The organism is Streptomyces sp. TLI_55 (assembly GCF_900206255.1).
GTDB classification, from domain to species: Bacteria; Actinomycetota; Actinomycetes; order Streptomycetales; family Streptomycetaceae; genus Streptomyces; species Streptomyces aquilus.
Map to the genome: position 1 here is coordinate 2,195,332 of NZ_OAOJ01000001.1, position 15,187 is coordinate 2,210,518.

At 69.2% G+C, this 15,187-nt stretch carries 18 protein-coding genes; 5 read left to right on the forward strand and 13 right to left on the reverse strand.

Annotation, left to right across the window (positions count from 1 at the left end):
* Nucleotides 1-29: 29 nt before the first annotated feature.
* The gene (locus tag CRP56_RS10245; protein ID WP_097262460.1) at nucleotides 30-1,247 is read right to left on the reverse strand and encodes a hypothetical protein; all 1,218 of its coding nucleotides are present in this window, start codon (nucleotides 1,245-1,247) and stop codon (nucleotides 30-32) included.
* Nucleotides 1,244-1,792 (reverse strand): SigE family RNA polymerase sigma factor, encoded by a 549-nt coding sequence (locus CRP56_RS10250; RefSeq protein ID WP_097262462.1) that lies wholly within the window; start codon nucleotides 1,790-1,792, stop codon nucleotides 1,244-1,246. The genes CRP56_RS10245 and CRP56_RS10250 overlap by 4 nt, the downstream gene beginning before the upstream one ends.
* Before the next feature lie 167 nt (nucleotides 1,793-1,959).
* On the opposite strand from CRP56_RS10250, the gene CRP56_RS10255 reads away from it, so the two are divergent.
* Both CRP56_RS10255 and CRP56_RS10260 read left to right on the forward strand, forming a co-directional pair.
* Nucleotides 1,960-2,454, forward strand: coding sequence for a hypothetical protein (locus CRP56_RS10255; RefSeq protein ID WP_097262465.1), 495 nt, complete (start codon nucleotides 1,960-1,962; stop codon nucleotides 2,452-2,454).
* A 36-nt stretch (nucleotides 2,455-2,490) separates the two neighbouring features.
* The gene (locus CRP56_RS10260) at nucleotides 2,491-3,411 is read left to right on the forward strand and encodes a DUF4231 domain-containing protein (protein WP_097262468.1); all 921 of its coding nucleotides are present in this window, start codon (nucleotides 2,491-2,493) and stop codon (nucleotides 3,409-3,411) included.
* 110 nt (nucleotides 3,412-3,521) lie between these two features.
* Here CRP56_RS10260 and dapD read toward each other — a convergent pair whose 3' ends face one another.
* Nucleotides 3,522-4,511, reverse strand: coding sequence for a 2,3,4,5-tetrahydropyridine-2,6-dicarboxylate N-succinyltransferase (gene dapD, locus CRP56_RS10265; RefSeq protein ID WP_097262470.1), 990 nt, complete (start codon nucleotides 4,509-4,511; stop codon nucleotides 3,522-3,524).
* Nucleotides 4,512-4,795: 284 nt separating this feature from the next.
* Here dapD and CRP56_RS10270 point away from each other — a divergent pair, with 284 nt between their 5' ends.
* Nucleotides 4,796-5,683: a winged helix-turn-helix transcriptional regulator gene (locus CRP56_RS10270; RefSeq protein ID WP_097262473.1), complete on the forward strand. Its 888-nt coding sequence runs from the start codon at nucleotides 4,796-4,798 to the stop codon at nucleotides 5,681-5,683.
* On the opposite strand, the gene CRP56_RS10275 is transcribed toward CRP56_RS10270, so the two are convergent.
* Both CRP56_RS10275 and CRP56_RS10280 read right to left on the reverse strand, forming a co-directional pair.
* The gene (locus CRP56_RS10275; RefSeq protein ID WP_097262477.1) at nucleotides 5,658-6,209 is read right to left on the reverse strand and encodes a TetR/AcrR family transcriptional regulator; all 552 of its coding nucleotides are present in this window, start codon (nucleotides 6,207-6,209) and stop codon (nucleotides 5,658-5,660) included. The two genes, CRP56_RS10270 and CRP56_RS10275, sit on opposite strands and share 26 nt — an antisense overlap.
* A complete protein-coding gene (locus CRP56_RS10280; protein WP_097262479.1) occupies nucleotides 6,209-6,529 on the reverse strand; it encodes a DMT family transporter in 321 nt (106 codons plus the stop codon). Before CRP56_RS10280 ends, CRP56_RS10275 begins: the two co-directional genes overlap by 1 nt.
* Nucleotides 6,530-6,772: 243 nt before the next feature.
* Between CRP56_RS10280 and CRP56_RS10285 the strand changes: the two genes are divergently transcribed.
* Nucleotides 6,773-7,591, forward strand: coding sequence for an AbfB domain-containing protein (locus CRP56_RS10285; protein ID WP_097262482.1), 819 nt, complete (start codon nucleotides 6,773-6,775; stop codon nucleotides 7,589-7,591).
* A 51-nt stretch (nucleotides 7,592-7,642) separates the two neighbouring features.
* On the opposite strand, the gene CRP56_RS10290 is transcribed toward CRP56_RS10285, so the two are convergent.
* The 8 genes from CRP56_RS10290 to CRP56_RS10325 are packed head-to-tail and all read right to left on the reverse strand — an operon-like array spanning nucleotide 7,643 to nucleotide 14,203.
* Nucleotides 7,643-7,975: a metal-sulfur cluster assembly factor gene (locus tag CRP56_RS10290; protein WP_079308860.1), complete on the reverse strand. Its 333-nt coding sequence runs from the start codon at nucleotides 7,973-7,975 to the stop codon at nucleotides 7,643-7,645.
* A complete protein-coding gene (sufU, locus tag CRP56_RS10295; RefSeq protein WP_097262485.1) occupies nucleotides 7,972-8,439 on the reverse strand; it encodes a Fe-S cluster assembly sulfur transfer protein SufU in 468 nt (155 codons plus the stop codon). The genes CRP56_RS10290 and sufU overlap by 4 nt, the downstream gene beginning before the upstream one ends.
* Nucleotides 8,440-8,454: 15 nt before the next feature.
* A complete protein-coding gene (locus tag CRP56_RS10300; protein ID WP_097262486.1) occupies nucleotides 8,455-9,711 on the reverse strand; it encodes a cysteine desulfurase in 1,257 nt (418 codons plus the stop codon).
* Nucleotides 9,708-10,472, reverse strand: a complete 765-nt coding sequence (sufC, locus tag CRP56_RS10305; protein WP_097262488.1) for a Fe-S cluster assembly ATPase SufC — start codon at nucleotides 10,470-10,472, stop codon at nucleotides 9,708-9,710. The genes CRP56_RS10300 and sufC overlap by 4 nt, the downstream gene beginning before the upstream one ends.
* Nucleotides 10,473-10,479: 7 nt before the next feature.
* The gene (locus tag CRP56_RS10310; protein WP_031057580.1) at nucleotides 10,480-10,797 is read right to left on the reverse strand and encodes a non-heme iron oxygenase ferredoxin subunit; all 318 of its coding nucleotides are present in this window, start codon (nucleotides 10,795-10,797) and stop codon (nucleotides 10,480-10,482) included.
* Nucleotides 10,797-11,978: a Fe-S cluster assembly protein SufD gene (gene sufD, locus CRP56_RS10315; RefSeq protein ID WP_097262490.1), complete on the reverse strand. Its 1,182-nt coding sequence runs from the start codon at nucleotides 11,976-11,978 to the stop codon at nucleotides 10,797-10,799. The genes CRP56_RS10310 and sufD overlap by 1 nt, the downstream gene beginning before the upstream one ends.
* 60 nt (nucleotides 11,979-12,038) lie before the next feature.
* Entirely contained in the window at nucleotides 12,039-13,463 is a 1,425-nt protein-coding gene (gene sufB, locus CRP56_RS10320; protein WP_097262493.1) for a Fe-S cluster assembly protein SufB, read from the reverse strand.
* Nucleotides 13,460-14,203 carry a helix-turn-helix transcriptional regulator gene (locus tag CRP56_RS10325; protein WP_059197333.1) on the reverse strand — a complete coding sequence of 248 codons (744 nt, stop codon included), beginning with the start codon at nucleotides 14,201-14,203 and terminating at the stop codon, nucleotides 13,460-13,462. Before CRP56_RS10325 ends, sufB begins: the two co-directional genes overlap by 4 nt.
* A gap of 161 nt (nucleotides 14,204-14,364) precedes the next feature.
* Between CRP56_RS10325 and CRP56_RS10330 the strand changes: the two genes are divergently transcribed.
* Nucleotides 14,365-15,162: an aminoglycoside N(3)-acetyltransferase gene (locus CRP56_RS10330; protein WP_097262496.1), complete on the forward strand. Its 798-nt coding sequence runs from the start codon at nucleotides 14,365-14,367 to the stop codon at nucleotides 15,160-15,162.
* Nucleotides 15,163-15,187 lie beyond the last annotated feature (25 nt).

The window sequence follows — 15,187 nt, forward strand, 5'->3', positions numbered from 1 at the left end:
CTGCAGCTGAAGCTGAAGCTGAAGCTGAATCAACGCTCCGCGAAGACCGGTTCCCAGGCCAGGCGTTGGGGTCCGTCGTCCGGATCGCGCTCGCCGCTCAGGGGCACGACCTTGTCGCTGCCGATCGTGACGAGGACGAGGTGGTCCTTGAAGTTGCCGTTCTTGAGGGGCGTGGTGCGTTCCCAGGCGATGAGGCGCTTGTCGTCGACCCAGGCGAGCAGGTGGGCACCGCGGACCTTGGTGATCTCCTTGCCGGTGAGCGGGTTCCGGATCGAGGACCAGGACTTGCCGGGGAGCGTCTTGCCCATGTTGACCTCTTTGGTCAGACCGAGGGCGGCCAGCTCACCGTTCGGGGAGATCCGGGCCGGGACGTCCCAGCGCAGGTACTTCTCCTTCGCGGGCGCGGCGATCTTCTTACCGGAGAGGTTGTAGAACTCCTCCATGCCGTCGCGGCCGCCGATGATCCGCGCGTACAGCGCCTTGTCGTCGTCGGTGAAGGCGAGGTCGGCGCGGCTCGGGACATCACGGCTGGACTTGATCTGCCACCAGGATCCGTTGTGACTCGCCATGTCGAAGATCATGTATCCGTTCCGGGACGTGACCCGGTCCGCCATCCAGGCGTTCGCGCCGCCGTCGGCGCTCTTGACCTCGGTCAAGTGGTCCGGATTCTCGTCGTACGTCGTGATGACCAGCTTGGTCCCGTCGTGGGAGAACGACAGTCCGCCGAGCCCCATCCTGATGTCGAACCACTGCTTGACCTTCCCTGTCGTGAGGTCGAGCAGCCCGACCCGGGACGCGGGCAAAGTCCGTTCGAGGACGGCGGCGGTCTTGGCGCCCGGCGCGACGGCGACGTAGGACCATCGGGTGTCCTTCTTGTACCGGCCGGTGGAGGGGTCGAGGAGTCGGTAGGTCCGTTCGGCGGCCCCCTCGCCCTTGCCGGTCTTCCGGGTCGTCGTCGTGTAGTAGGCGGCGACGACGGTCCGCCCGGCCGAGATCGCCGTCACCGGCAGCGACTGCTCCCCGGTCACCCCGCTCGGGCGTACGTCGTCCCGGCCGCCGGAGACCAGCTGCGGCACCGCCACCGAGACGGCGACCACGGCCGCGGTGGCCGCCGCGACGGAGGCGAACCTGCGGTTGCGACGGCGGCGGCGCACGGCCAGCACGCGGTCGGCGAACCCCGGCGCCGCGGGCCCCTGCTCACCGGCCAGGTCCCGCAGGGAGTCCCGTACGAGTTCCTCGACGTTCACGGACGTACCTCCACGGGTGCGTAGTCACGGGACGGCCGGCTCGGGGCGTTGAGGGCGGCCAGTTCGGGGGCGAGAGTGCGCAGTCGGGCGAGCGAGCGGTGGGTGGTGGACCGTACGGTGCCGACCGAGCAGCCCAGGATGCGGGCCACGTCCGCCTCCGGCAGGTCCTCGAAGTAGCGCAGCACCAGCACGGTGCGCTGCCGGGCGGTGAGCCGCGCGAGCGCGCCCCGCATCACCAGGCGCACCTCGGCGGCCGACGAGTCGTCACCGGCGGTACGGCCCTCCGGCGGCTCGGCGACGCTGACCTCGCGTCTGGGCCACTTCAGCCGCCAGCGGCTGATCTGCTGCCGGTAGAGGATCTGCCGTACGTACGCCTCGGGCTCGTCGATGCGGTGCCAGCGCCCGGCCGCCTTGATCAGCGCGTTCTGCAGCAGGTCCTCGGCGGTGTGCCGGTCGCCGCCGCTGAGCAGCACGGCCGTCTTCAGCAGCGCGGACGACCGGTGCTCCACGAACTCCCGGAAACTGTCCTGCGCCTCGGCATCCATCGTCACCTTCTCTTCCCCGGGGGGTGCTGCCCCCGGGGCCCGTCCCCGGAACGGACCCGGTGTCCGTCCCCTCCGCCCCTTGTGACGCGCGCGGCTGCGCCCCGCTATGCCTGCCGCGCGCAGAAAATTTCAGCGAACCGCATCCCTCCCTGTCGTACGGTGATCCGGTGAGCCGCCCTCTGCTCTTCCTCGACGTCGACGGCCCCCTCAACCCGTACGCGGCGAAGCCGGAGCGCCGCCCCGAGGGTTACACGACGATCCGGGTGGCCCTGCATCCGGGCCGCCCGCTGCGCGTGTGGCTCAACCCGTCCCACGGCCCGGCCCTCCTCGCCCTGCCCTACGACCTGTGCTGGGCGACGACATGGATGGACGCGGCCAACCGCTGGATCGCCCCGGTCCTCGGACTCCCCGAGCTCCCCTACGTCGACTTCGGCGACCGTCTCCTCGCCCACCGCCCGGACGGGGTGCACTGGAAGACGGAGGCGATCGTGGCGTACGCCGAGGGCCGGCCCTTCGCGTGGGTGGACGACGAACAGAGCCCCGCGGACGAGGCGTTCGTCGCCGAGCGCCATCCCGGCCCCGCCCTGCTGCACCACGTGGACCCCCGAATCGGCCTGCGCGAGCCGGACTTCGCGATGTTGCGGAACGCTACGCTGACCTGAACGCGCATCCGGCACAGAACGGGCGGGAACCACTTGATGCTGCCTCAGAGCCCTCCCGAAGGCCCCGATCTCCCGGGGGTGTTCGAGTCGGCGGACGCGATATCCGTGGAGGGACAGCGGGATTACCTCAAGTGGACTCGCGGACGCCTTCAACTCGCGCTGGCCGCAGCCCTGTTCGGCGGCATCGCGGCCGCCGTCGACCGGCACGGCGCCGTGGAGAGGACGGCGGCGGCCCTCGCCCTGACCGCCTTCATCGCCGCCCTGCTCACCGAGGTCCATCTGCTGCGGAACAAGCCCGAGGAGCGCTGGTACACCGGCCGGGCGCTGGCCGAGTCCGTGAAGACGCTGGCGTGGCGCTACATGGCGGGCGCGGCGCCGTTCCCGCCGTCCCTCGGGGACGACGACGCCCGCGAGGTGATGCTGACCCGCATCCACGACCTGACGACGGAGGCGAACCTCCCCGGCCTCACGTTCGGCCAGGTCCAGGTCACGGACCGGATGCGGGAGATCAGGGATCTGGACTTCGCGGGCCGGAAGTCCGCGTACCTCACGCGCCGGGTGGCGGACCAGGAGGCCTGGTACGAGAAGAAGGCCAGGTTCAACAAGCAGAACTCCGGCAAATGGCGGACCATCCTGATCGTCTTCGAGGTCCTCGGCGTGGCCGTCAGCACCGTCAGCCTCCTGGACATCGCCGACGTCGACGCGGGCGGCGTGGTGGCCGCCGCCGTCGCCGCGGCGGGGGCGTGGCTGGAGGTCAAGCAGTACGACAACCTCGCGTCGGCCTACTCCCTCACGGCCACGGAACTCGGTTTCGTCCGCATGACCGGCGAGAACGTGACGGCCGAGGCGGACTGGTCGCGGTACGTCGTCTCGGCGGAGCAGGCGATCAGCAGGGAGCACACGATGTGGCTGGCGCGGCGGCTGGGGATGCGGGCGGTACGGATGAATCCGGAGTGAACCGGGAGTGGGGGCCGCCTCCCAGGGTGATCGCCCGGGAAGGCGGCCTCGTTGCCCGAGGTCTCTGATCAGTTGCGGCTGATCAGTTGCGGCTGATCAGTAGTGGCTGATCAGTTGTGGCTGTGCAGGATCTCGTTCAGACCGCCCCACACCGCGTTGTTCGGGCGGGCCTCGACCGCGCCGGTGACCGAGTTGCGGCGGAAGAGGATGTTGGAGGCGCCGGAGAGCTCGCGGGCCTTGACGATCTGACCGTCGGGCATGGTGACCCGGGTGCCGGCGGTGACGTACAGCCCCGCCTCGACCACGCACTCGTCGCCGAGCGCGATACCGACGCCGGCCTCGGCGCCGACGAGGCAGCGCTCGCCGATGGAGATGATGACGCTGCCGCCGCCGGAGAGGGTGCCCATGGTGGAGGCGCCGCCACCGATGTCGGAACCGTCACCGACGACGACACCGGCGGAGATACGGCCCTCGACCATGGACGTGCCGAGGGTGCCGGCGTTGAAGTTGACGAAGCCCTCGTGCATGACGGTGGTGCCCTCGGCGAGGTGCGCGCCGAGGCGGACGCGGTCGGCGTCGGCGATGCGGACGCCCTTGGGGGCGACGTAGTCGGTCATCCGCGGGAACTTGTCGATGGACGTCACCTGGAGGTGCAGGCCCTCGGCGCGGGCATTGAGCCGCACCTTCTCGACGTCGTCGACGGCGACGGGGCCGAGGGAGGTCCAGGCGACGTTGGCGAGGAAGCCGAACATGCCCTCCAGGCTCTGGCCGTGCGGCTTGACGAGCCGGTGGCTGAGGAGGTGGAGGCGCAGGTAGACGTCGTGAGCGTCGATGGGCTTGGCGTCGAGCGACGAGATGACCGTACGAACCGCGACGACCTCGACGCCACGCCGCGCGTCCGTCCCGATCGCCTTGGCGGCACCCGCGCCGAGCGCCTCGACGGCCTGCTCGGCGGACAGCCGCGCGGTACCGGAGGGGCCGGCCTCCTCCGTCAGCTCGGGCGCGGGGAACCAGGTGTCGAGAACAGTGCCGTCAGCGGCGACGGTGGCAAGCCCGGCGGCCACGGCGCCGGTCGTACGAGGAGCGTTCGTGTCGGTCATGAGGGCAACCTAACCGCCCGGGGCCCACGGAGGCGAACCAGCGGGGTACGCGTCTCAGGTGGCGGGCCGCCCGGGGTTCTCGTCAGGGGCGCGGGTGCCCTTTTCGCTTCACACGCCGGTGCGGGCAGCGTCCCCAGGGGCGCGGGGAACTGCGCGACCAGCCACGACGCACCCGCACCCACCCAGCCGCCTCCGGAGTCTGCCCCCTTCGTAAGTTCCTTTTGAAAACCGACCATGCCACCATGACAGCCTCAGATCACCGACGAACGAAGGGACGCGACACCATGGCCCGCAGGACGAGCCTGGAGGACTCCACCTGCGCCATCGCGCAGGCCCTGGACGTCGTCGGCGACTGGTGGACCCTCCTGATCGTCCGCGACACCGCCCGCGGAGTACACCGCTTCGACGACCTCCAACGCGAACTCGGCATGTCCAGAAAGGTGTTGGCCGAACGCCTGCACCTCCTCGTGGACGCCGGCGTCCTCACCCGCGTGCCGTACCAGGAGCGCCCCGTACGCCACGAGTACCGGCTCACCCCGCGCGGCCACGCCCTGCTCCCCGTCCTCGTCGCCCTCCAGGACTGGGGCGACACCTGGGTCCTCGGCGACGGCGGCACGACGGCCACCGCGGCCGAGGCCTCGACGGAGGCCCGACGGGTCCACGAGCTCGCCGGCACCCGCCTCCCCGAACTCCGACTCCTGGACGACCACGGCGAGTTGCGCGACCCGGTCGCGGACGGCACCCCGTTCACCGTCCTGTACGGCTTCCCCGGCGCCTACGCCCGCGCCGACTCCTATCCGCCCGGCTGGTCGGACATCCCCGGCACCCCGGGCTGCACCCTGGAGTCCTGCACCTACCGCGACCGCCGGCCCGACTTCGCCGCGGCGGGCGCCACGATCCACGGCGTGTCCACCCAACGCCCCGACGAACAGAGGGCGTTCGCACAGAAGGAGAACCTGGGCTTCCCTCTCCTCTCCGACGCCGGCCTGTCGCTCATCGCGGCGCTGCGCCTGCCGACGTTCCGCGCGGCGGGTGCGAGCCGGCTCAAGCGGCTCACCCTCGTGATCGACCGGGAGCGGGTGGTGCGGGACGTGCAGTACCCGGTGACGGACATCGCCGGGAGCGTGGCGGCGGCGCTGGCGACGGTCAGGCGCCTGAGCGGGGCGGAATGATCCGCGCCAGCACCTCGCGCGCGTACGCCTCGTCGTACACCCCGTCCGTCAGCAGCACCTGAAGACAGATCCCGTCCATCAACGCGACCAGCGCCCGTGCCGTGACCGGATCGGTGTGGCGCGCCACCAGATCCACAAGCCGCTCGGTCCACTCAGCGGCGATCGGCCGCAGCGCGGGCCGACGCAGAGCGGCCAGATAGAGCTCGTACTCCAGCTCCACACCGGTGCGGTCACCGGCAAGCCACTCCCCCATCCACCCCGCAAGCTCCGCGGCGAGGTCGGCCCCCGGGTCCTCAAGGCCGCCGCGCGCCGCGATCACCTTGGCGAACCCCTCGTTCGCCTGCCGCAGCGCCGCGACCATCAGCTCATCGAGCGTCTTGAAGTGGTACGTCGTCGACCCGAGCGGCACATCGGCCTCGGCGGCGACCGTGCGATGACTCAGCCCGGCCAGCCCCTTCTCGCCGACGACCCGGATCGCCGCGTCGATGATCCGCTGCCGGCGCTCGGGGTCGTAGCGCCGGCCCATCAGTGCGCACCGCCCAGGTTCAGCACGACCACCCCGAGGATGATCAGCACGATCCCGGCGGCCTTGGCGGCCGTCATCCCCTCTCCCAGGAACACCATCCCGATGGCGGCGATGGAGGCGGTACCGACACCGGCCCAGATCGCGTACGCGGTACCGACCGCGACCGTGCGCAGGGTCTGCGCGAGCAGCGCGAAGGAGACCACGTAGCCGAGCACGGTCAGCAGCGAGGGCAGCAGCCGGCTGAACCCCTCGCTGTACTTCATCGCGGTCGTCGCGCCCACCTCGGCCGCGATGGCCGCACCCAGCAGCACATATCCCATGTGTACGAGTGTACACATGATGCGTACGGCCGTACACAACGAGGCCGGGCAATGTCCAGACCAAAGGATGTGGAAGAGGCCGCGAAAGCGATGTGAATGATCCGTGGAGAACGATATGGAAACCGCTCACTGAAAGGGCTGCTGCGAAGGAAGCCGTTCCACTACTGTGCCGTTTGCTTCACCGTTCACACACCCCCCATTACAGCCGCGGCCTTGCCATGGGCTCCGCCGGAGGAACCGCGCATGCCAGAAAACCAGTCCCGTCCTCCCCAGCCCTGGGAGAACGGGTGGGTCCCCGACACCTCCCGAGCCCCCGGGACCCGGCGTCTCTATCTCGCGGGCACACTGGCGGTGGCCACGATCATCGCCTGCGTGACGGCAATAGCCTGGACGGACAGGGGACCTGAGGCCCCGTCACAGCCGCCGGCCTCGGGCACCGCGACACAGCCCGGCCTGCTCTCGTTCGGCACCCCACCCCCGCCGGTGGTGACGCCGCCGAAGGGAAAGAGCGGCCTCACCACCGACGAGGCCACGAGCCCGGCCCCGCACCAACAGGGCTCCGCGTCCCCGTCCCCGGCGGCGCACCCCACCACCAAGTCCCCCTCCAAGCACCCGAGTTCATCGGCCGCCCCGAAGCCGACGACCACCTGGCGCTCCGTCCGCTCGGTCAACTACCCCGACCGCTTCTGGCACGTGAGCGGCGGCTACGTGAAGCTCGACCCCGTCGGCGGCTCGGAGTCCCGCGAGGACTCCACCTTCAAACTGGTCAAGGGCCTTGCGGACAGCTCCTGTTACTCCTTCGCCACCGCCGACGGCCAGTACCTGCGCCACCGCAGCTTCGTCCTGGTGGCGAACCGCAACGACGGCTCGCCCCTGTTCCGCCAGGACGCGACCTTCTGCCCCCGCCCGTCGTCGGCCCCCGGCGCGATCATGCTGGAGTCGGTGAACTACCCCGGTCGCTTCCTCCGCCACCAGAACTTCCAACTCAGACTGGACCCGTACCAGTACAACGACCTGTACCGCCAGGACTCGGCGTTCCGCCTGGTGACGGGGCTGGCCTGAGCATGCGAAAGGGCCGCGGCACACGGCCACGGCCCCTTCACACACGCTCTGTCAGACGTTGAACCCAAGCGCCCGAAGCTGCTCGCGCCCGTCGTCCGTGATCTTGTCCGGGCCCCACGGCGGCATCCAGACCCAGTTGATGCGGAGTTCGTTGACGAGGCCGTCCGTGGCGGACTTGGCCTGGTCCTCGATGACGTCCGTCAGCGGGCAGGCCGCCGAGGTCAGGGTCATGTCGATCGTCGCGATGTTGGCGTCGTCGATGTGGATGCCGTAGATCAGGCCCAGGTTGACGACGTCGATGCCCAGTTCGGGGTCGACGACGTCGTACAGCGCCTCGCGGATCTCCTCCTCGGAGGCGGGCTTCATCTCAAGCGTCTCGCTCATGCCGTCTTCCTTTCGGCGTCGGCTCCGCCCAGGGCCTGGGCCGTCGCGTCCTTCCACGCCATCCAGCTGAGGAGGGCGCACTTCACCCGGGCCGGGTACTTGGAGACACCGGCGAACGCGACCGCGTCCTCCAGCACCTCCTCCATCGCGTCGTCGGGCTCGACCTTGCCCTTGGACTGCATCAGCTCCAGGAAGGTCTCCTGGATCTGCTGCGCGTCGGACAGGTCCTTGCCGACCAGGAGGTCGTTCAGGACCGAGGCCGAGGCCTGACTGATCGAGCAGCCCTGGCCCTCGTACGAGATGTCCGCGATCTGCTCGCCGTCGTACTTCACGCGCAGCGTGATCTCGTCGCCGCACGTCGGGTTGACGTGGTGCACCTCGGCGTCGCCATCCCGGAGACCGCGCCCGTGCGGGTGCTTGTAGTGGTCCAGGATGACTTCCTGGTACATCGAATCAAGCTTCACGACTCAGCCAGCTCCTCAGCCGAAGAAGTTCCGTACGTGCTCCAGACCGTCGACCAGAGCGTCGATCTCGGCCGGCGTGGAGTACAGATAGAACGACGCTCGCGTGGTCGCAGGAATTCCGTACCGGAGGCAGACGGGGCGGGCGCAGTGGTGTCCCACGCGGACCGCGATGCCCTGCTCGTCCAGCACCTGGCCCACGTCGTGCGGGTGGATGTCACCGAGGGTGAAGGAGATCGCCGCGCCCCGGTCCTCGGCCGTCGTCGGGCCGATGATCCGCAGGTCCGGGACCTCGTTGAGCTTCCGTACCGCGTACTCGGTCAGCGCGTGCTCATGGGCGAGGATCTTGTCCATGCCGATCGAGTTCAGGTAGTCGATCGCCGCGCCGAGACCGACCGCCTGGGCGATCGGGGGCGTGCCCGCCTCGAACTTGTGGGGGGCGGGAGCGTACGTCGACGAGTGCATCGACACCGTCTCGATCATCTCGCCGCCGCCCAGGAACGGCGGCAGGTCCTCCAGGAGCTCCTGGCGGCCCCAGAGCACGCCGATGCCCGTCGGACCGCACATCTTGTGGCCGGTGAAGGCCACGAAGTCGGCCTGGAGGGCCTGCACGTCCAGCGGCATGTGCGGCGCGGCCTGGGAGGCGTCGATGCAGACGAGCGCACCGACCTCCTGAGCGCGGCGGATTATCGTCTCGACCGGGTTGACCGTGCCGAGGATGTTCGACACCAGCACGAAGGAGACGATCTTCGTCTTCTCGGTGATGATCTCGTCGATGTTGGACAGGTCGAGGCGGCCGTCGTCGGTCAGGCCGAACCACTTCAGCTTCGCGCCCGTGCGCTGCGCGAGCAGCTGCCACGGCACGATGTTGGAGTGGTGCTCCATCTCCGTGATGACGATCTCGGTCTCGGAGTCCACGCGGTAGGGCTCGTCGGCCCAGCCCAGCATGTTCGCCACGAGGTTGAGCGACTCGGAGGCGTTCTTGGTGAAGATCACCTCGTCGCGCGAGGGCGCGTTGATGAACGCGGCGACCTTGTCGCGCGCGCCCTCGTACAGCGCCGTGGCCTCCTCGGCGAGCACATGCACACCGCGGTGGACGTTGGCGTTGTAGCGCTCGTAGTACTCGCTCAGGGCGTCCAGCACCTGGCGCGGCTTCTGCGAGGTCGCCGCGTTGTCCAGGTACACGAGCTTCCGGTCGTCGTGGACCAGGCGGTCCAGGATCGGGAAGTCCTTGCGGATCGCCTCTGTGTCGAGGAGGCCCGGCAACTGTGTCACTCGGATGCGCCACCCTTCGTGTAAGCCTCGTAGCCCTCGTTCTCCAGCTTGTCCGCGAGCTCGGCGCCGCCGGACTCGACGATGCGGCCGCCGGAGAAGACGTGGACGTAGTCGGGCTTGATGTAGCGCAGGATGCGCGTGTAGTGCGTGATCAGCAGGGTGCCGACCTCGCCGGTCTCGCGGACGCGGTTGACGCCCTCGGAGACGATGCGAAGGGCGTCGACGTCCAGACCCGAGTCCGTCTCGTCGAGGATCGCGACCTTCGGCTTGAGCAGTTCGAGCTGGAGGATCTCGTGGCGCTTCTTCTCACCGCCGGAGAAGCCCTCGTTGACGTTGCGCTCGGCGAAGGACGGGTCCATGTTGAGGCGCTCCATGGCCTCCTTGACCTCCTTCACCCAGGTGCGCAGCTTGGGGGCCTCGCCGCGGACGGCGGTGGCGGAGGTGCGCAGGAAGTTGGAGACGGAGACACCGGGGACCTCGACCGGGTACTGCATCGCCAGGAACAGGCCCGCGCGGGCGCGCTCGTCGACGGACATCTCCAGGACGTCCTCGCCGTCCAGCGTCACGGTGCCGCCGGTGATCGTGTACTTCGGGTGACCCGCGAGGGAGTAGGCGAGGGTCGACTTGCCGGAGCCGTTGGGGCCCATGATGGCGTGCGTCTCGCCCTGCTTCACGGTCAGGTCGACACCCTTGAGGATCTCCTTCGTGGCGTTGTCGGCCTCGACGGTGACGTGCAGGTCTCGGATTTCAAGCGTTGCCATGGGTGCCTCAGGACTCCTGGGTGAGGGAGACGAGCACGTCGTCCCCTTCGATCTTTACGGGGTATACGGGGACGGGGCGCGTCGCGGGAAGGCCGGACGGCTTGCCGGTGCGGAGGTCGAAGCTGGAGCCGTGCAGCCAGCACTCGATCTGGCAGTCCTCCACCTCGCCCTCGGAGAGGGAGACGTTCGCGTGGGAGCAGATGTCGTGGATCGCGAACACCTCGCCCTCGGTCTGCACGACCGAGACCGGCGTGCCGTCGAGTTCCACCCGCTTCGGGGTGTCCTCCTCCAGCTCGCTCAGCCCACAGGCGCGTACGAAAGCCATTAGACGGTGGCCTCCAGCTCGGCCTCGATCTTCTCGAGCAGGCGCGCCTCGATGTCCTCGACGCCGATCTGCTGGACCAGCTCGGCGAAGAAGCCGCGGACCACCAGACGACGGGCCTCGTCGGCGGGGATGCCGCGGGCCATCAGGTAGAAGAGCTGCTCGTCGTCGAAGCGGCCGGTCGCGGAGGCGTGCCCGGCGCCGACGATCTCGCCGGTCTCGATCTCCAGGTTCGGCACGGAGTCGACCCGGGCGCCGTCCGTGAGGACGAGGTTCCGGTTCATCTCGTAGGTGTCGGTGCCCTCGGCCTTGGCCTCGATCAGCACGTCACCGATCCACACGGCGTGCGCGTCGTCGCCCTGGAGCGCGCCCTTGTAGACGACGTTGGACTTGCAGTGCGGGGTGTTGTGGTCGACCAGGAGGCGGTGCTCCTGGTGCTGGCCCGCGTCGGTGAAGTACAGGCCGAACAGCTCGGCCTCGCCACCGGTGCCGGCGTAGGTCACCCGCGGGTGCAGTCGTACGAGGTCGCCGCCGAAGGTGACGACCACGGACTTGAAGGAGGCGTCCCGGCCGACGAGCGCGTTGTGCTGCGCCACGTGCACGGCCTTGTCGTCCCAGTCCTGGACGGAGACGACGGTCAGTTTGGCGCCGTCGCCGAGCACGTAGTCGACGTTGACGGCGAGGACGGCGTCACCGGTGTGGTCGATGACGACGACGGCCTCGGCGAAGGCGCCCAGCTCGATCACCTGGTGGGCGAAGGCGGTGCCGCCCTCGCCGTGCACGGCGATCCGGATGGGCTCGGTGAGGACCGTCTCCTTGGGGACGGTGATGACACCGGCCTTCTCGAACGCCGAGTACGCCTGGGCGGCGATGCGGTCCACCGGGGTGCCCGCCTTGCCGAGGCGCGCGTCGTCACGGCCGACGGTCTCGACGGTGACGCCCTCGGGGGCCTGCACCTCGACCTTCAGGCCCTCGCCGGTGGCGACGGCGGTGCCGTCGTGCAGCCCGCGCAGGCGCTCCAGCGGGGTGAACCGCCACTCCTCCTCGCGGCCGTGCGGGACCGGGAAGTCCGCCACGTCGAAGGACGGGGGCGCGCTCATGCGCGTGGCGACGGTCGACTCGGCGGCCACCGCGATCGAGCCGGCGGTGGTGGACCCCACCGGGATGTTCTGAGCCTCAGCCATGGCTGTCGTCATGCTCGCTTTCTGACGCTAATAAGACTTACGACGGTGAGTGGGCCGGACTTAACCGACCGCACCCTCCATCTGGAGCTCGATCAGCCGGTTGAGCTCAAGGGCGTACTCCATGGGCAGCTCCTTCGCGATGGGCTCGACGAAGCCGCGCACGATCATCGCCATCGCCTCGAACTCGGAGAGACCGCGGCTCATCAGGTAGAAGAGCTGGTCCTCGGAGACCTTGGAGACGGTCGCCTCGTGGCCCATGGACACGTCGTCCTCGCGGACGTCCACGTAGGGGTACGTGTCGGAGCGGGAGATGGTGTCGACGAGCAGCGCGTCGCACAGCACGTTCGACTTGGAGCCGTGGGCGCCCTCGCCGATCTCGACGAGACCGCGGTAGGACGTACGACCGCCACCGCGCGCCACCGACTTGGAGACGATGTTGGAGGAGGTGTTCGGCGCCATGTGGACCATCTTGGAGCCGGCGTCCTGGTGCTGGCCCTCGCCCGCGAAGGCGATGGAGAGGGTCTCGCCCTTGGCGTGCTCGCCCATCAGGTAGACGGCCGGGTACTTCATCGTCACCTTGGAGCCGATGTTGCCGTCGATCCACTCCATGGTCGCGCCCTCGTAGGCGACGGCGCGCTTGGTGACCAGGTTGTAGACGTTGTTCGACCAGTTCTGGATGGTCGTGTAACGGCAGCGGGCGTTCTTCTTGACGATGATCTCGACGACCGCGGAGTGCAGCGAGTCCGACTTGTAGATCGGGGCCGTACAACCCTCGACGTAGTGCACGTAGGCACCCTCGTCGACGATGATCAGGGTCCGCTCGAACTGGCCCATGTTCTCCGTGTTGATACGGAAGTAGGCCTGGAGCGGGATCTCCACGTGGACGCCCGGCGGGACGTAGATGAAGGAGCCGCCGGACCACACCGCTGTGTTCAGCGACGCGAACTTGTTGTCGCCGACCGGGATGACGGTGCCGAAGTACTCCTTGAAGAGCTCCGGGTGCTCCTTGAGAGCGGTGTCGGTGTCGAGGAAGATGACGCCCTGCTCCTCCAGGTCCTCACGGATCTGGTGGTAGACGACCTCGGACTCGTACTGGGCCGCGACACCGGCGACGAGGCGCTGCTTCTCCGCCTCGGGGATGCCGAGCTTGTCGTACGTGTTCTTGATGTCCTCGGGCAGGTCCTCCCAGGACTCCGCCTGCTTCTCCGTGGAGCGCACGAAGTACTTGATGTTGTCGAAGTCGATGCCCGACAGGTCCGAGCCCCAGTTCGGCATGGGCTTCTTGTCGAACAGGCGCAGGCCCTTGAGGCGGAGCTTGGTCATCCACTCCGGCTCGGACTTCTTCGCGGAGATGTCGCGGACGACGTCCTCGTTGATGCCGCGCTTTGCAGAGGCGCCGGCCGCGTCGGAGTCCGCCCAGCCGTATTCGTACTTACCCAGGCCCTCGAGCTCGGGGTGGGCAGTCTCCTCGATGGGGAGAGTCATGCGGGGTTCCTCCCGGCCGTGCTTGCAGATGCGTTGTGTGCGGTGTGGGAAATCTTGGGGATGAACGTCGTGCAGACGCCGTCACCGTGCGCGATGGTCGCCAGTCGCTGGACGTGCGTTCCGAGCAGCTGGGAGAAGATCTCGGTCTCCGCCTCGCAGAGCTGCGGGAACTTTTCCGCGACGTGGGCGACGGGGCAGTGGTGCTGGCACAGCTGCTCGCCGACCGGTGCGCTGCGCGCCGTAGCAGCGTACCCGTCCGCGCTCAAGGCCTTGGCCAGGGCTTCGGTGCGCTCCTCGGGGGCGGCGGACTCGATGGCCCGCCGGTACGCGGTCGCCTGCTCGGCGATCCTGGCGCGCGCGAAGGCGACGACGGCCTCGTCCCCGCCGAAGCGCTCCCTGATGAAGTTGAGGGCGTCCGCGGCGAGCTTGTCGTAGGACTGGTCGAAGGCGTCCCGGCCGCAGTCGGTGAGCGCGAAGACCTTGGCGGGACGTCCGCGCGTGCGCGCGCCGTAGACCTTCTGCTCGCGCGCCTCCACGACGTCGTCGGCGACCAGTGCGTCGAGATGCCTGCGTACGGCGGCCTGGGTCAGGCCGAGGCGGCCGGCCAGCTCGGCGACGGTCGACGGCCCGTGGTCCAGGATGGACCGCGCGACGCGGTTGCGGGTGGACCGCTCCCCGGTCGCTAGCTCCTCCTGAGGGGCCCCCGTGGGGGTCTCCCGAGCCTCGCCGACGTTTTTCACAACGCCATTGTTGCGTAATTCCTCAGGGCCGGGCAAGCCGCGTCCGGATCGATCAGCGGTGGGGTGCATCACTTAGGTAAGGCTGACCTGACCTGCGAAAACGATCTTTGATCGATCAATTCGGTGGCATGAAGCGAGCCGTTCCGGAACACTCCACAACCATGCCCACACCGCCTCCCACCGGCCCTCTTGTCACCCGCGGCACCCTCGCCGCGCAGCTGCGCGAACTGGGTGTGCGCGACGGCGAGATCCTGCTCGTCCACTCCTCCCTGAAGTCCCTCGGCTGGGTCTGTGGCGGACCTGTAGCCGTCGTCCAGGCGCTCCTCGACGCCCTCGGTCCGCACGGCACCCTGGTGGTCCCCACCCAGACCGGCGACCTCTCCGACCCGGCCGTGTGGGAGAACCCTCCGGTGCCCGAGGAGTGGTGGGGCACGATCCGCACGTCCATGCCGGCCTACGACCCGCTGATCACCCCCAGCCGCGGGGTCGGGGTGCTCCCCGAGACCGCCCGCACCTGGCCCGGCGCCCTGCGCAGCGCGCACCCCCAGACGTCGTTCGCGGCGCTCGGCGCCCGCGCGCGTGAGGTGATCGACGGGCATGCGACCGACTGCCGCCTCGGCGAGCGGAGCCCCCTGGCCCGCCTGGAGGAGCTCCACGCGCGCGTGCTGCTTCTCGGCGCGGGCTACGACACCTGCACCAGCTTCCACCTCGCCGAGTACCGCATACCGTCCCCGCTCGTGAAGGTCGGCCGCCCCGGCCCCGTCGGATGGGAGACGGTGACCGAGGTCTCGATCACCTCCGACCGCTTCGACGAACTCGGGCACGACTTCGAGCGGGACCGTCCCGTCGTACGAGGCAAGGTGGGCGCCGCCGACGCCCGGCTGTTCCCGGTGGCCGACGCGGTGGCGTACGCGGAGCGCTGGCTGGCGGTGCACCGCCCCCGTGAGGAGGAGATCTGAACCCGGCGACCGGAGCCGCCGTCGC

What these genes read in the sequence shown, in the direction of transcription:
- CRP56_RS10250 (WP_097262462.1), bottom strand. Translation starts at nt 1,792, where the DNA reads ATGGATGCCGAGGCGCAGGACAGTTTCCGGGAGTTCGTGGAGCACCGG.
- CRP56_RS10260 (WP_097262468.1), top strand. Translation starts at nt 2,491, where the DNA reads ATGCTGCCTCAGAGCCCTCCCGAAGGCCCCGATCTCCCGGGGGTGTTC.
- dapD (WP_097262470.1), bottom strand. Translation starts at nt 4,511, where the DNA reads ATGACCGACACGAACGCTCCTCGTACGACCGGCGCCGTGGCCGCCGGG.
- CRP56_RS10270 (WP_097262473.1), top strand. Translation starts at nt 4,796, where the DNA reads ATGGCCCGCAGGACGAGCCTGGAGGACTCCACCTGCGCCATCGCGCAG.
- CRP56_RS10275 (WP_097262477.1), bottom strand. Translation starts at nt 6,209, where the DNA reads ATGGGCCGGCGCTACGACCCCGAGCGCCGGCAGCGGATCATCGACGCG.
- CRP56_RS10280 (WP_097262479.1), bottom strand. Translation starts at nt 6,529, where the DNA reads ATGGGATATGTGCTGCTGGGTGCGGCCATCGCGGCCGAGGTGGGCGCG.
- CRP56_RS10285 (WP_097262482.1), top strand. Translation starts at nt 6,773, where the DNA reads ATGCCAGAAAACCAGTCCCGTCCTCCCCAGCCCTGGGAGAACGGGTGG.
- CRP56_RS10290 (WP_079308860.1), bottom strand. Translation starts at nt 7,975, where the DNA reads ATGAGCGAGACGCTTGAGATGAAGCCCGCCTCCGAGGAGGAGATCCGC.
- sufC (WP_097262488.1), bottom strand. Translation starts at nt 10,472, where the DNA reads ATGGCAACGCTTGAAATCCGAGACCTGCACGTCACCGTCGAGGCCGAC.
- CRP56_RS10310 (WP_031057580.1), bottom strand. Translation starts at nt 10,797, where the DNA reads ATGGCTTTCGTACGCGCCTGTGGGCTGAGCGAGCTGGAGGAGGACACC.
- sufD (WP_097262490.1), bottom strand. Translation starts at nt 11,978, where the DNA reads ATGGCTGAGGCTCAGAACATCCCGGTGGGGTCCACCACCGCCGGCTCG.
- sufB (WP_097262493.1), bottom strand. Translation starts at nt 13,463, where the DNA reads ATGACTCTCCCCATCGAGGAGACTGCCCACCCCGAGCTCGAGGGCCTG.
- CRP56_RS10330 (WP_097262496.1), top strand. Translation starts at nt 14,365, where the DNA reads ATGCCCACACCGCCTCCCACCGGCCCTCTTGTCACCCGCGGCACCCTC.